Below are 13,683 nucleotides of genomic sequence, written 5' to 3' on the forward strand. Positions count from 1 at the left end.
CTTTGGTCCGTAGACATTATGCGGTATTAGCAGTCGTTTCCAACTGTTGTCCCCCACAACAAGGCAAATTCCCAAGCATTACTCACCCGTCCGCCACTCGTCAGCAAAATAGCAAGCTACCTTCTGTTACCGTTCGACTTGCATGTGTTAAGCCTGCCGCCAGCGTTCAATCTGAGCCATGATCAAACTCTTCAATTTAAAGTTTAATGCGGTTTCTTTTTCGTAAGAAAAAGAGAACCTAGCTCAATATTACTGACTAAAACTAATCACCGAAGTGATTGGTTATTCTGAATTAATGAATTAATTCGTGTGTCACTACTATTGATAATGTAACTCTTTCACGAAGTGAAAAGTTACTATGATTTTTTTTGAAATCACATCAACAATGAATGTCCACACAGATTGTTTGATTAAATTGTTAAAGAGCGTGCCTTTCGGCGAGGTGCGATATTACGTCACCAGCGAACAATGTCAACAGTATTTTCTTGTTAATCAACGTTTAACGTTATTAACAAGCTACCTATTTCGTTCTCAGTCATTGGCGTTGAAGCCCGTGTCTGTGGGGTCGCATTATAGGGATTGCGCGTTCATTGGCAAGTATTTATTGCACAAAAACGGGTTATTTTTGCAATTAATTTTTATACCTCTCTTGCAAACAACTTACCCACAGAACAGAGGTAGTTATCCACAAAGTTATTCGTTTTTATAATTGTTCAACAACTGCAGCTAGGTCGTCAAATACTGCATCAGCAAGCTCTTGGCCTTTTGCCGTTATCTCTTTGCCTGTTTTTACTAAATAGTTAGTTTTTACCCCGGCTGCGATCCCTGCCTGGATATCTGATACTTTATCTCCAACTAATAGTGATTTGCTTACATCTATATTGAGTTCTTCAACTGCACTAAGCAGCATACCCGGTTTAGGTTTACGACAGTCACAATCAATTTTAAACTCACCGATACCTTTTTCAGCATGATGAGGACAATAATAGATGCCGTCTAAATCAACGCCTCTATCCGCTAATGACCAGTCCATCCATTCCGTTAATGTATGAAACTGTTGTTCAGAGAAATAACCTCGAGCAATGCCGGACTGATTAGTAATAACAACTAACAAGTAACCTTTTTCTTTAAGTTTTTGACATGCTTCGATAACGCCTTCGATAAATTCAAAATCATCAACTTTTGCAACATAACCGTTATCGACATTCATTACGCCGTCACGATCAAGAAAAACTGCACGTTTTCCATTAGTTACTGTCATATTATTTCCTTCTTTGTTTCAGGTCTTTTAAAAAATGCTATTATGCCACTCATCTCTATCTCCTACTATTTATAAAGAGTCTCTTATGAAACGTTCTCTTATTGTTCTCTGCACTCCTTTATTATTAAGCGCCTGCAGTAATTTTGAATTTTCTTCTAATTTAGACAAAGATAACTTCGACGAATATTTTAAACCCTCACAAGTAATCGTTTATGAAAAACCTCAATTAGATAATCTGGATTATGTATATATAGCAGGAGTTGAAGGCAGCAGTTGTCAGGAGGAGGAAATAGATCGTCCGGCTGATATCAAACAAGCTAGAACAAATGCACGTATAAAAGCAGCGGAGTTAAATGCTAACGGTATTGTGTTTCAGTCCTGCATCACTTTTGAGCAGGATGCAGCCTGTGTTTCAAACATTATATGTTACGCCAGAGCCCTCGATGTCACCTTACCTGCAGATGAATAATCATGACATTTGAATCGATTGCGGTGCTTCACTCCCCTTATAAAGAGAAATTTGCCGTACCGCGTCAGCCCGGATTAGTACCCAGCGCTAAAGCACTGCTTGAGATCCTGCCTCCCTATGATGATATTAATGCTTTTAACGGGTTAGATGAATTCAGTCATCTATGGCTGGTTTTTGTTTTTCATAAGAATGCACAAACGAATGACTGGAGCCCCACTGTTCGTCCTCCCCGTCTTGGCGGCAATAAACGCATGGGGGTCTTTGCCACCCGCTCTCCCAGCAGGCCTAATCCTATTGGTTTATCATTAGTTGAATTTCATGGTATCAAACAGGAAAACGGCAAGATTTATCTGCAGCTGAGTAATATTGATTTAGTTGACGGCACCCCGGTTGTGGATATCAAACCTTATATCCCCTATGCAGATGCAAAACTACATGCGTCAGCGGGTTTTGCTCAGCAGACTCCTGAATCTCTGATGGACGTGCAGTTTTCAGTTCAAGCCCAGGAGCACATTGGGCTCTATAAAGACAGCCAGCCTGAATTAAAACAGCTGATTATCGAGGTGTTACAGCAGGATCCTCGCCCTGCTTATAAAAAAAATAAACCAGACAGTAAAGTCTACGCAGTGCATCTACTCGATTTTAATATCTCCTGGGTTAATGAAGGCCAGCTTACAACTGTACTTTCTATCGAGTCTCGGATTTAGCAAAATAATAACCGCTCAATGCCCCGACAAGCGCTCCCAGCAGGTGACTTTCAAAGGAGACTCCCGGGGTTGTTGGTAATACACCAAATACCAGTCCGCCGTAAAAAAACAGCGTGACCAATGAAATTAGAATATGCATAAACTTTCTACGCACCAACCCATAGACAATCAGATATCCCCAAAAAGCATAAATAACCCCGCTGATACCAATATGTATACTATTGCCGCGCGCAAATAACCACACTAATAGACCGGTACTGACAATATGTACTATAAACAATACCCAGAATCGTTTTACATTATGTAAACCTATCAGTCCGCCGAATATCACAAAGGGCACAAAATTACTCAATAGATGCTGCCAGCTGCCGTGCAGGAAAGGTGCAAATACAATACCGGATAAATGCCCGCTTGAGCGCGGCACTATTCCCCATTGATTGATATTAAAAGGTAATAAAGCATTTAATACAAAAACCGCAGAACAGAGCAGCATAATGAAAAAACTGTATTTAGCGGCCAGTAGATTTCGTTTCATTTTTAGTCCTTATAATTCTTCATTTAGAAAGACAAAGTAACTGATAGCAGCAGTAAAATTAAATTATATTTATAAATAACATAAGAAACCTTTAGAAGTGGAGGTTCCGCTGTTAAAATCAGCCCTTATTTTATACTGATGTGACCAATTAAGGATTTCTATGCGTACCACCAACTATTTACTTTCAACTCAAAAAGAAGCACCAAGTGATGCGGTAATTGTCAGCCACCAGCTCATGTTACGTGCAGGCATGATCCGCAAACTCGCATCAGGTTTATATACTTGGCTGCCGACTGGTTTACGTGTTTTACGTAAAGTTGAAAATATCGTACGTGAAGAGATGGAACGTGCAGGTGTTATTGAAATCTTAATGCCGGTTGTTCAGCCTGCAGATCTTTGGGTAGAAACCGGACGCTGGGATAAATACGGCGGCGAACTGTTACGCGTAAAAGATCGTCATACCCGTGATTTCGTTCTAGGCCCTACTCATGAAGAAGTGGTAACGGAACTGGTTCGTAAAGAAGTAAACAGCTACAAACAGCTGCCGTTAAACCTTTTCCAGATTCAGACAAAATTCCGTGACGAAACGCGTCCGCGTTTTGGTGTTATGCGTGCCCGTGAATTTACCATGAAAGATGCCTACTCTTTCCACCTGGAACAAGAATGTTTAGAAAAAACTTATCAGGGTATGTTTGATGCGTACTGTCGTATTTTTGAACGTTTAGGTCTTGAGTACCGCCCGGTAATTGCAGATACTGGCAGCATCGGCGGCAGTGCTTCACATGAATTCCACGTGCTTGCACAAAGCGGTGAAGATGCAATCGTATTCTCAAATGAAAGTGACTACGCTGCGAATGTTGAAAAAGCAGAAGCACTGACTCCAGCATTTGACCGTCCGGCACCAGCCGCTGAACTATCTGTTGTTGACACCCCAGATGTACACACTATTGAAGAAGTTTGTGCTTCATTAAATGTTGAAGCAGCTCAAGTCGTTAAAACACTGCTTGTTGAAGGAAGTGCTGAAGAAGGCCAGCAGGCACCGGTTGTTGCACTTGTATTACGCGGCGATCACAACCTTAACGAAATCAAAGCAGAACATATTGAAGGTATTGCCAGCCCGCTAACTTTTGCTAATGCACAGCAGATTGAAGATGCCGCTAATTGTGATGCAGGATCAATCGGTCCTAAAGGCCTGACTATCCGTACTATTGTAGATCGCTCAGCTGAAAAACTAGCTGATTTTGTCTGCGGCGCAAATGAAACCGGCAAACATTTAAGCGGTGTTAACTGGGATCGTGATATCAGCGATTATGAAGTTGCTGATTTACGTGATGTTATTGAAGGCGATCCGAGCCCTTGTGGTAAAGGTACGCTGGCTATCGCACGTGGTATCGAAGTCGGTCATATCTTCCAGCTGGGTGATACTTACAGCCAGGCAATGAATGCTGCAGTACTTAACCAGCAGGGTAAAAACCAGATGCTGACTATGGGTTGTTACGGAATTGGTATTTCCCGTATTGTTGCAGCTGCTATCGAACAGAACAATGATAAAAACGGCATCATCTGGAATGATACACTTGCGCCGTTCTCCGTGGTTATCGTGCCGATGAACATGAAAAAATCACACCGCGTTGCTGAACTAGCCGAGAAATACTACACAGAACTGCAGGCGTCTGGTATTGAAGTGTTGTTTGATGATCGTAAAGAGCGTCCGGGTATTATGTTTGCAGATGCAGAGTTAATCGGCATTCCACATACACTAGTTATCGGTGACCGCAGTCTGGATAATGGGGTCATCGAATATAAAGATCGTTTATCCGGCGAGAAGCAGGAAGTTAAGATTGAAGAAGTTATCGACTTCATCAAAGCTAAACTTGCTTAATTTCAGGTAAACAAACAGATAAAAAGACAAAGCCGGTATTTACTACCGGCTTTTTTATAAAATGAACAAAACTCTATTGAATATTTGCACTGCTGATCTGCGTCTCAAGCTTTTTGATATAGTTTTTTTGCGAATCCAGATTTAAACTATTCTCAACCCCCTTCCACTGCAGTTTCTGATTCTCTACAGTCAGATCATTAATCTGCGACTGCTGAAAAACAGTTAAACTAATTAAGCCGCAGAATAAGATAACCAGCACTAAAACAGCATCAAGATGAATGTTAAATTTTTTCTTCACTAATATTCTTCCTTTGAACTTATAAATGATGAGATGCTTTCATTTCACTAGAATCTCATTAGAATGGCAATCTTTAAATCTAAAAGTAAGATAACTGGGATTTCATCAATGAAAATGCTAAAAATCTCAATACTACTGTTTTTTTCCTGCCTAACCCTCAGTGCAGTTACTATTGCGGCCGCCAATATGCTTAACAACTCTTTCCAGCTCAGCAGCGAAAAGCAGCTTGATGAAAACTTTAATTCGGCAATAAATAGTTTTTGGGAAAAAAATGCTCAAACGAGTTATTTCTCCGGTGTTGATAATAAAGATGTTCACACAGTCAGCATCAAAACAGGTAATAACAAAGCGATTGTCATTAGCCAGGGGCGTAACGAGAGCATCTTAAAATACAAAGAGCTTGCCTACGACCTGAGCAGCCAAGGTTATGATCTGTATTTAATTGACCATCGCGGCCAGGGGTTTTCAGAGCGCTTAGGCGGCGACAAACATCGCGGCCATATCGAGCAGTTTCAGGATTATATTGTTGATTTTGATAACTATATCCTGTCACTTGATTTGCCAAAAGAGTACCAGCACAGTTATCTGCTATCACATTCAATGGGCGGCACAATTAGTGCTTTGTATCTGCTGCAGTATCAGCATCCATTTCAGGCAGCTGTATTTTTCAGTCCGATGTTTTCTATCGATTTAGGCGGCATTCCGGAGAGTATTGCAAAGATAATTACCTACAGCAGCGCTGAAATATGCAGCTGGTTTAGTGATCTGCCCTGTTATATTTTCGGCGGCAGCGCTTATCAGCAGAAATCCTTTATCGATAATGACTTAACCTCAAGTGAATCACGCTTTAACTCTGCATTTAATACCTTTGAGCAGTATCCGGAAACTCAGCTAGGCTCTCCAACTATGCGCTGGGTTGCAGAAAGCATTAATGCAGCTCAACAGGCAAGAAAAAATGCTGCAAAAATTATTGTCCCGGTATTAGTGATACAGGCCGGCGACGACTCAGTCGTCACGGCAGAGGGACAGAATGAGTTTTATGAGAACATAACAGAATGCGCCTCGACACAATTTATTAATATTCCCGGTGCAAAACATGAAATACTATTAGAAGCAGACCAGTACCGGGCATCGGCTTTACACCAGGCTCTGCAGTTTTTAAACAAATCACAACAAGGTAAACTGACATGTACAAGATAGCTATCTCAGATCTTGATGGAACATTACTGGGCGCAGATCATAGGATCTCTGCTAACACTAAGAACAGTATTCAGCGTTGGGTTGATGAAGGGTATAAATTTGTTATCGCCACAGGCCGACATTACATCGAAGCGAAAAGCCTGCAAAAATCACTCGACATACCGATCTATTTAATTACTTCAAACGGCGCTCGAGTACATAACCGCGAAGGTCAGATTATTCATCAGCAGAACCTAGACAGTGATATCGCACAAGGGATTTGTGATACAAAGTTTGATGACGCAGTACAGATAAACCTGTTTACCGATCACACCTGGTACGCAAATTACCGCATAAAAGAACTGGACGGCATGGGATTAGAAGCCGGCTTTGACTGTGTAGCCGCAGATTTAAGCGCACTGGATAAAAGCAATACCATCAAAATGTTCTTCTGGGCAGAGCCGGAACTCTTACAGCCTATTTATGAACAGTTAAACGCCCGTTACGGTGAGCGCGTTAACCTTACTTTCTCATTAGAGAAATGTTTAGAAGTAATGCATGCCAGCACCAATAAAGGAGAAGCAGTTAAAGCGGTGTTAAAGGATAAAGGCCTGCAGCTTTCTGATGCAGTGGCCTTCGGAGACGGCATGAATGATGTGGAAATGCTCAGTGTGGTTGCTAAACCCGTGCTGATGGCAAATTCTCAGAAAGCTTTACGTCGGGCATTACCTAATGCAGAGCTGACCCTATCATCAAAAGAAGACGGTGTAGCAGTCATGATCAATAAAATTTTATCTGAGCAGAATAACTGCTGAATAACCTGCTAATCTTTCAGGTGTGCAGCGTCTCTGCACACCTGAAATACGGGGCATGTTCACAACAGAAAATCATCTACAAATACTCCCTCCATTGGTTGTTTTCATTCATTAACAGGAGCAGCACTGGTTCACAAACAAAACAAGTTAACAGTCGTATTTTGCGGCCCAAAAATCCTAAGTAAATCATCAATTACAGCTTTATTCCCATAAATAATTCACGGTTAACCGTTCTGATAGTGAAATATAAAAAACCGCTGTTATACTTCAGCATACCAGCATTGTTTATCAGCCGCTTACTGTTTTCTAAATAAGGTTTTTTATGCGTATATCTAGCTTGTTACTAAGTGTTCCGCTTTTTCTTACTGTTGCCTGCAGCTCAACACCACCGGAAAAACCGAAACCAGAACCCGAACAAAAACAGGTTATTAGAGAAGAGTTTGCAAAAATCCTGGAAGGTAACTTTAGAGGCCAGCTCAGCTTAGGAGACGGCAAAGGTTACTTTAAAGCTTGTGATACCAATGAAGAATTTCCCGTAGATGCCAACTTCACACTTCGAAATATATATGAGCAGATCTCAGCCTCAAAATACACTCCTGTTTATGTCGAGTTCACCGGTGAAATTATCTTCCCTGCGAAAGGTGATAAAAAATCAGATGCCGCCATGCGTATTGACCGCGTACATCATATGGCATTAGCGAAAGCTTCACTGCAGTGCGCCAAACCCGTTGATACATTCCTGTTTAACGCCAATGGTGATGATCCTTACTGGCGCCTCAATATTAATGATCAGCAGCTGTTTTTTGCCACAAAAGCAAGAAACCAGGCTTATAACGTCAAACATTCAAACTTTCGAACAACACAGATTAATAATATAAGCACAACCAACGAACAGGGTCAGAGGCTAAAACTGACCATCGAACCGGGGCATTGTTATAACTTAAAAAACAAAGAGTACTGGGGATATACCACCAAAGTAGATACTGTCTGGGGAGAGTTCAACGGCTGCGGAGAACCCGGCTGGCCGATCAGCGACCTGGTCTTCACAGGTTTTTACTTAAATAAAACAGAATCTAAAACGACTGACTTAACTTTAAACTCCAATTATACCGTTGAATATAAAGAAACGGTCGGCGGGCAGAGCACCACTAAAACGGGATTCTGGAAAAGCAACTCTCCGGATCGCGTGGTTATCATGCTTACCCGTAGGGAGAATAAACAAATACGTGAAGAGATAAATTTCAACCGTTCAGGGTTAACCCTGGCCAGCTCTAGAATAAATACCAATAATATCATCACAGAGTTTGCAGCTTCCGGCCTAATATTTAATAAAATGAATGCGCCGGAAGGTGATGTAGAGATTATAGATAACAGTATAAAACGTACCTTTACTTCACAGCGAATCGGCCCGCAGCCGGAAGTGGATCGAGAGGTGCAGAAAGCAGTTAATCAATATTTCAAGATTCACCGCACCGATCCTAAGAATACCAAATTCAGTTCAGTAAAATTCGATCTTAACGGAGACGGTATTAAAGATGCGGTTGTACTGCTTGACTGGTGTTCTAAAAGCGGTTGTGAAATGCTGATATTTGAAGGTACAGAAAAAGGTTACCGTTTCTCAAGCCGCGTATCGCGTATTCAGGCCCCGATCATAGTTGCACAGAGTCAGCATTATTTATGGCAGAGTCTGCTCACAGAAAAGAACGGAGAATGGCTGAAGTTAGACTTTGACGGTATCAGCTACCCGATTCATACCAGCGAATTAAATAGTGTCGATAAAGGCGCCTACTCCACCGGCGTGGTTTTATTTAATCAGGGAACACCAACCAACTGGTTCCCGATAAAAATGTAGTTCTCTGTATAAAGCACTTATATATAATGCAGCTCACCTCACGAGAGCTGCATTTTTTTACCTATATTCCAGCTTTGAGTTATGCCTTGGCTATTACTTTTCGTCCCGGTAAAACACCAGCTCAGTCGCTGTCGATTCACTTTCAACAAAATAATAACCGTCCACATCAAATGCCTGTAACTGCTTTAATTCAGTTAACTGATGCTCAATAATATAACGCGCCATTAACCCGCGTGCTTTTTTAGCGTAAAAGCTGATAATTTTATACTGCCCGTTTTTTTGATCTTTAAAGACAGGTGTAATGATCTGCCCGGCAAACTCTTTTTTCTTTACCGATTTAAAGTATTCATTCGAAGCCAGATTAATAAGCAGGTTATCACCTTGTTTTCTCAAGGCTGCATTTAATGTATCTGTAATAATTGAACCCCAGAACTGATAGAGGTTAGCACCACGTTTATTGTCTAATTTAGTGCCCATTTCCAGGCGGTATGCCTGCATTAGATCCAGCGGTTTTAACAGGCCGTACAAGCCAGATAATATACGCAGATGTTCCTGCGCATAATTTAACGATTGTTCTGTTAAAGTATGTGCCTGCAAACCGCTGTAAACATCACCTTGAAATGCAAATACCGCCTGTTTTGCATTATCTAAAGAAAACGGAGTATGCCACTGTGCAAAGCGCGCGGCATTTAACCCGGCAATTTTATCACTGACTTTCATCAGAGAAGCAATATCCTGCATCGACAGCTGCACACAACGGCTGATCAACTGCTGACTTTCAGTTAATAACTCAGGTTGAGAAAATGCTGGAAAAGGTGCAGGGTTTTCATAATCAAGTGTTTTAGCCGGAGAAAGTACAACTAACATAGTGAGTCCTATCAGGATTAAATAACGGGTAATAAAAAAGCGGCTTCTGCCACTTCTTATTAATGCTGCCAGAACATAACGAAACAGAAATTAATAATCTAACGTAACATCATCCAGCATGCCGGAGTCTAACGGGTTCTTGCCTGACGTTGAATTTAGTTTAATCATCAGACGAACATCATTTGACGAGTCAGCATGCGCCAGTGCTTCAGTGTAACCGATAATATTTCTTTCGTACAAGCTAAACAGTGCCTGATCAAATGTCTGCATACCGTGTTCAGTTGAACTTTTTATAATATCCTTAAGATGATGAAGCTCACCGGTACGAATCGCTTCCGCCATTGTCGGGGTATTATATAAAATTTCAAATGCAGCCCGCCGGCTTTGCCCGTCAACGGTTGGAATTAACTGCTGAGCGACAATCGCCCGTAAATTAACCGACAGGTCAAATAAAAACTGGCGATGGCGTTCTTTGGGGACTAAATGCAGAATACGTTCCAGTGCCTGGTTGGCATTATTAGCATGCAGTGTTGCCATACATAAATGCCCGGTTTCAGCAAAGGTTAGAGCAAACTCCATGGTTTCCTGAGTACGAATTTCACCTAGAAGAATAACATCCGGCGACTGACGTAATGAATTTTTTAAAGCCAGATCAAATGAATCGGTATCAATCCCCACTTCACGCTGCGTAATCACCGAACGGTTATGCTCATGAACAAACTCAATCGGATCTTCAATGGTGATAATATGACCAGAAGCATTCTGGTTACGATAACCAATCATAGCAGCCTGCGTGGTAGACTTACCCGTTCCCGTCGCACCAACAAATAAAATCAAGCCACGCTGTGCCATACAGGTTTCTTTTAACTGCTCCGGCAGATAGAGCTCCTCAAAACTGGGAATATGGCTTTCAATGCGGCGAATAACCATACCCGGCTCTTCTTTCTGCATAAATGCGCTGACCCGGAAACGTCCTGCATTAGAAGAGAGCAGTGCATAGTTAGCTTCTTTAGTTTCCTCAAATTCAGCAAAACGTTTGTCGCCCATGGCATCCTTTAGTAAACCATAAACTTCCGCCGAGCTCAGCGGGGTTTTAGTAGATGACTCTAAACGCCCGTTTACTTTCAGCGTAGGAGGAAGGCCGACAGAAATATACAAATCAGAGGCTTTCACTTCAACAGCCTTGGCTAACAGCTTATTTAACATCTGTATTCTCCTTAAAATGTTTTTGGATCAGCCGCTTTTTGAGCGGCATCGGCATGAGAAACAACCCCCTGACTTACTAAGTTACGTAAACACTGGTCAAGGGTCTGCATACCATGCACCATTCCGGTTTGAATAACAGAATACATCTGTGCAATTTTATCTTCGCGGATCAGGTTACGGATGGCAGGAATACCCATCATAATTTCATGAGCAGCAACACGGCCACCGCCGTTTTTCTTAAGCAGCGTTTGCGAAATAACGGCGCGTAATGACTCCGACAGCATGGAACGCACCATACCTTTTTCAGCAGCAGGAAATACATCGATTACACGGTCAATAGTTTTAGCGGCAGAGGTTGTATGCAGAGTACCAAATACCAGATGCCCGGTTTCAGCCGCGGTCAGCGCTAAACGAATAGTTTCCAGGTCGCGCATTTCCCCTACTAGAATTACATCGGGATCTTCACGCAGCGCGCTTCTTAATGCGTTATCAAAACTCAGCGTATCTTTGTACACTTCACGCTGGTTAATCAATGCTTTTTTAGTTTCATGTACAAACTCAATCGGATCTTCAATGGTTAATATATGTTCATGGCGTGAATCATTAATATAATCAATCATAGCAGCTAAAGTGGTTGACTTCCCGGAGCCTGTCGGGCCGGTTACCAGTACCAGACCGCGCGGAAATTCAGAAATTTTTTTAAAAATATCCGGAGCACCTAAATCATCTAATGTTAAGACTTTGCTTGGAATGGTACGAAATACTGCACCGGCACCGCGTTTCTGGTTAAATGCATTAACACGAAAACGTGCTAAATCAGGAATTTCGAATGAAAAATCGGTTTCCAACTGTTCTTCAAAGTCTTTACGCTGCTTGTCATTCATAATGTCATAAATAAGACTATGCACCTCTTTATGCTCCAATGCAGGCACATTTATCTTACGCACCTCACCATCTACTCTGATCATTGGAGGAACTCCTGCAGAAAGGTGTAGATCTGACGCGTTATGCTTTACACTAAAAGCCAATAATTCTGTGATATCCATAATTTAAAATCCTATTTATGATGACTAATATTTTTAAACAAATAACAAGCGTTAAACAAAAAATAGTTCATGCAGCGACGCAAGTACAACGTAATGCTGATGAAATCCAATTACTCGCGGTCAGTAAAACCAAACCTGCCGCCCTGATTAAAGAAGCATACCAGTCTGGTTTACGCCATTTCGGCGAAAACTACGTACAAGAAAGTGTAGAAAAAATTCAACAGATCCGCTTAGATGATGATTTTGACGAACCTGTAATCTGGTATTTTATCGGTCCGCTGCAGTCCAATAAAACCCGCCCGGTGGCAGAAAATTTTGACTGGGTGCAGAGTGTTGACCGTATAAAAATAGCGCAGCGTTTAAATGACCAACGTCCAGCTGAACTTGCCAAGCTTAATATCTGTTTGCAGGTTAATATTAGCGGAGAACAGAGCAAGTCGGGTACTACTTTATCGCAAGTTATTGAACTGGCGTCACAAGTTAGTGAACTACCACGTTTAAAACTACGCGGTATTATGGCAATTCCAGAAAAAACCAGCGATAACGAACGGCTTGAAAATCAATTTAAAGAGCTCCATATCATCTACCAGAAACTTCAGCAGCTTTATCCGGATGTTGATACTCTGTCTATGGGAATGAGTGCAGACTTAAACAGTGCCATCCGCTGCGGCAGCACCATGGTTCGAATCGGTACCGATATTTTCGGCGCAAGAAGTTAATCAGAGGATACAAAATGCTACATAAAAAAATTACCTTTATCGGGGCTGGTAATATGGCCGGCAGTATTATCAGCGGCTTAATTCAACACGGTTACCCTGCAGACTTTATTTGTGCATGTGATCCGACGATCGAAAACACACAAAAACTAAGTACCTTACATGCAGTTAAAGGCAGTCAGAATAATGCAGCTTCTGCCGACTGGAGCAATGTTGTAGTTCTGGCGGTTAAGCCGCAGATTATGGGAACGGTCTGCCAGGCATTAGCTGAACAGGGCGTCGATTTCAGCAATAAACTGGTTATTTCTATTGCGGCCGGTATTTCAGTACAGCGCTTACAGTCCTTATTAGGAGAAGATACTGCGGTTATCCGCACCATGCCTAATACGCCGGCTTTATTACAAAAAGGCATGACAGGTTTATTTGCTTCAGCGCAGGTAAATACTGAAGATAGAATCTTTGCCGGTGAATTAATGCAGGCAGTTGGCGAAACAGTCTGGGTTGAAGATGAAACCATGATCAATGCGGTGATCGCGGCGTCCGGCTCAGCACCCGCATACTTTTTCCTGTTTATGGAAGCGATGCAGGCAAAAGCTGTCGAAATGGGTTTTGATCAGGAACAGGCACGTTTATTAGTTTTACAGTCAGCACTCGGCAGCGCTGAAATGGTCAAGCAGAACCCGGATATTAACCTTGCAACCCTGCGTGAAAATGTCACCTCAAAAGGCGGCACTACCGCAGAAGCTTTACGCACGTTTTACGAGTTAGATTTAAGTGAAACAGTTGCTAAAGCGATGCAGGCGGCTTCGGATCGCGGTGCAGAGATGGAAAAATTATTTTAATCCTAGCG

The 13,683-nt window shown here is 42.0% G+C and carries 14 protein-coding genes and 1 rRNA gene; 8 read left to right on the top strand and 7 right to left on the bottom strand.

Going from position 1 to position 13,683, the window contains the following annotated elements; genetic code table 11:
- Both G327_RS0118200 and gmhB read right to left on the bottom strand, forming a co-directional pair.
- Positions 1 to 198, bottom strand: a 16S ribosomal RNA gene (locus G327_RS0118200); the annotation flags it as partial.
- A gap of 505 nt (positions 199 to 703) precedes the next feature.
- Positions 704 to 1,261, bottom strand: coding sequence for a D-glycero-beta-D-manno-heptose 1,7-bisphosphate 7-phosphatase (gene gmhB / locus G327_RS0118205; protein ID WP_019616241.1), 558 nt, complete (start codon positions 1,259 to 1,261; stop codon positions 704 to 706).
- An 85-nt stretch (positions 1,262 to 1,346) separates the two neighbouring features.
- Between gmhB and rcsF the strand changes: the two genes are divergently transcribed.
- Entirely contained in the window at positions 1,347 to 1,730 is a 384-nt protein-coding gene (gene rcsF / locus G327_RS0118210; protein WP_019616242.1) for an Rcs stress response system protein RcsF, read from the top strand.
- Between the two features lie 2 nt (positions 1,731 to 1,732).
- Positions 1,733 to 2,437 (top strand): tRNA (N6-threonylcarbamoyladenosine(37)-N6)-methyltransferase TrmO, encoded by a 705-nt coding sequence (gene tsaA / locus G327_RS0118215; RefSeq protein WP_019616243.1) that lies wholly within the window; start codon positions 1,733 to 1,735, stop codon positions 2,435 to 2,437.
- On the opposite strand, the gene G327_RS0118220 is transcribed toward tsaA, so the two are convergent.
- A complete protein-coding gene (locus G327_RS0118220) occupies positions 2,418 to 2,972 on the bottom strand; it encodes a rhomboid family intramembrane serine protease (protein WP_019616244.1) in 555 nt (184 codons plus the stop codon). The genes tsaA and G327_RS0118220 overlap by 20 nt on opposite strands.
- Positions 2,973 to 3,132: 160 nt before the next feature.
- Between G327_RS0118220 and G327_RS0118225 the strand changes: the two genes are divergently transcribed.
- On the top strand, positions 3,133 to 4,854 hold the full coding sequence (locus G327_RS0118225) for a proline--tRNA ligase (RefSeq protein WP_019616245.1): 1,722 nt from the start codon (positions 3,133 to 3,135) through the stop codon (positions 4,852 to 4,854).
- A 73-nt stretch (positions 4,855 to 4,927) separates the two neighbouring features.
- Here G327_RS0118225 and G327_RS0118230 read toward each other — a convergent pair whose 3' ends face one another.
- Complete coding sequence (locus G327_RS0118230) at positions 4,928 to 5,152, bottom strand: hypothetical protein (protein WP_019616246.1); 225 nt, start codon at positions 5,150 to 5,152, stop codon at positions 4,928 to 4,930.
- Between the two features lie 108 nt (positions 5,153 to 5,260).
- Between G327_RS0118230 and G327_RS0118235 the strand changes: the two genes are divergently transcribed.
- From G327_RS0118235 to G327_RS0118245, 3 genes are all read left to right on the top strand, one after another.
- The gene (locus G327_RS0118235; RefSeq protein ID WP_019616247.1) at positions 5,261 to 6,352 is read left to right on the top strand and encodes an alpha/beta fold hydrolase; all 1,092 of its coding nucleotides are present in this window, start codon (positions 5,261 to 5,263) and stop codon (positions 6,350 to 6,352) included.
- On the top strand, positions 6,340 to 7,146 hold the full coding sequence (locus G327_RS0118240) for a Cof-type HAD-IIB family hydrolase (protein WP_019616248.1): 807 nt from the start codon (positions 6,340 to 6,342) through the stop codon (positions 7,144 to 7,146). The genes G327_RS0118235 and G327_RS0118240 overlap by 13 nt, the downstream gene beginning before the upstream one ends.
- Positions 7,147 to 7,468: 322 nt before the next feature.
- Entirely contained in the window at positions 7,469 to 8,998 is a 1,530-nt protein-coding gene (locus G327_RS0118245) for a hypothetical protein (protein ID WP_019616249.1), read from the top strand.
- Between the two features lie 93 nt (positions 8,999 to 9,091).
- Here the strand turns inward: G327_RS0118245 and yaaA are convergent, their stop codons facing one another.
- The 3 genes from yaaA to G327_RS0118260 form a co-directional block, all read right to left on the bottom strand.
- On the bottom strand, positions 9,092 to 9,865 hold the full coding sequence (yaaA, locus tag G327_RS0118250) for a peroxide stress protein YaaA (protein WP_019616250.1): 774 nt from the start codon (positions 9,863 to 9,865) through the stop codon (positions 9,092 to 9,094).
- A 90-nt stretch (positions 9,866 to 9,955) separates the two neighbouring features.
- Positions 9,956 to 11,071, bottom strand: a complete 1,116-nt coding sequence (locus G327_RS0118255) for a PilT/PilU family type 4a pilus ATPase (protein WP_019616251.1) — start codon at positions 11,069 to 11,071, stop codon at positions 9,956 to 9,958.
- Positions 11,072 to 11,082: 11 nt separating this feature from the next.
- Positions 11,083 to 12,117 (bottom strand): type IV pilus twitching motility protein PilT, encoded by a 1,035-nt coding sequence (locus G327_RS0118260; protein WP_026339434.1) that lies wholly within the window; start codon positions 12,115 to 12,117, stop codon positions 11,083 to 11,085.
- Positions 12,118 to 12,137: 20 nt separating this feature from the next.
- On the opposite strand from G327_RS0118260, the gene G327_RS0118265 reads away from it, so the two are divergent.
- Both G327_RS0118265 and proC read left to right on the top strand, forming a co-directional pair.
- Positions 12,138 to 12,836 carry a YggS family pyridoxal phosphate-dependent enzyme gene (locus G327_RS0118265; protein WP_019616253.1) on the top strand — a complete coding sequence of 233 codons (699 nt, stop codon included), beginning with the start codon at positions 12,138 to 12,140 and terminating at the stop codon, positions 12,834 to 12,836.
- A 14-nt stretch (positions 12,837 to 12,850) separates the two neighbouring features.
- Positions 12,851 to 13,675, top strand: coding sequence for a pyrroline-5-carboxylate reductase (gene proC, locus G327_RS0118270; protein ID WP_019616254.1), 825 nt, complete (start codon positions 12,851 to 12,853; stop codon positions 13,673 to 13,675).
- Positions 13,676 to 13,683: the final 8 nt, after the last annotated feature.

The organism is Psychromonas ossibalaenae ATCC BAA-1528, from assembly GCF_000381745.1.
GTDB lineage: Bacteria > Pseudomonadota > Gammaproteobacteria > Enterobacterales > Psychromonadaceae > Psychromonas > Psychromonas ossibalaenae.

Coding starts and splice junctions, on each gene's coding strand:
- G327_RS0118265 (WP_019616253.1), top strand. CDS start 12,138: ATGACTAATATTTTTAAACAAATAACAAGCGTTAAACAAAAAATAGTT.
- G327_RS0118240 (WP_019616248.1), top strand. CDS start 6,340: ATGTACAAGATAGCTATCTCAGATCTTGATGGAACATTACTGGGCGCA.
- G327_RS0118260 (WP_026339434.1), bottom strand. CDS start 12,117: ATGGATATCACAGAATTATTGGCTTTTAGTGTAAAGCATAACGCGTCA.
- G327_RS0118255 (WP_019616251.1), bottom strand. CDS start 11,071: ATGTTAAATAAGCTGTTAGCCAAGGCTGTTGAAGTGAAAGCCTCTGAT.
- yaaA (WP_019616250.1), bottom strand. CDS start 9,865: ATGTTAGTTGTACTTTCTCCGGCTAAAACACTTGATTATGAAAACCCT.
- G327_RS0118225 (WP_019616245.1), top strand. CDS start 3,133: ATGCGTACCACCAACTATTTACTTTCAACTCAAAAAGAAGCACCAAGT.
- proC (WP_019616254.1), top strand. CDS start 12,851: ATGCTACATAAAAAAATTACCTTTATCGGGGCTGGTAATATGGCCGGC.
- G327_RS0118220 (WP_019616244.1), bottom strand. CDS start 2,972: ATGAAACGAAATCTACTGGCCGCTAAATACAGTTTTTTCATTATGCTG.
- gmhB (WP_019616241.1), bottom strand. CDS start 1,261: ATGACAGTAACTAATGGAAAACGTGCAGTTTTTCTTGATCGTGACGGC.
- G327_RS0118245 (WP_019616249.1), top strand. CDS start 7,469: ATGCGTATATCTAGCTTGTTACTAAGTGTTCCGCTTTTTCTTACTGTT.
- G327_RS0118235 (WP_019616247.1), top strand. CDS start 5,261: ATGAAAATGCTAAAAATCTCAATACTACTGTTTTTTTCCTGCCTAACC.
- tsaA (WP_019616243.1), top strand. CDS start 1,733: ATGACATTTGAATCGATTGCGGTGCTTCACTCCCCTTATAAAGAGAAA.
- rcsF (WP_019616242.1), top strand. CDS start 1,347: ATGAAACGTTCTCTTATTGTTCTCTGCACTCCTTTATTATTAAGCGCC.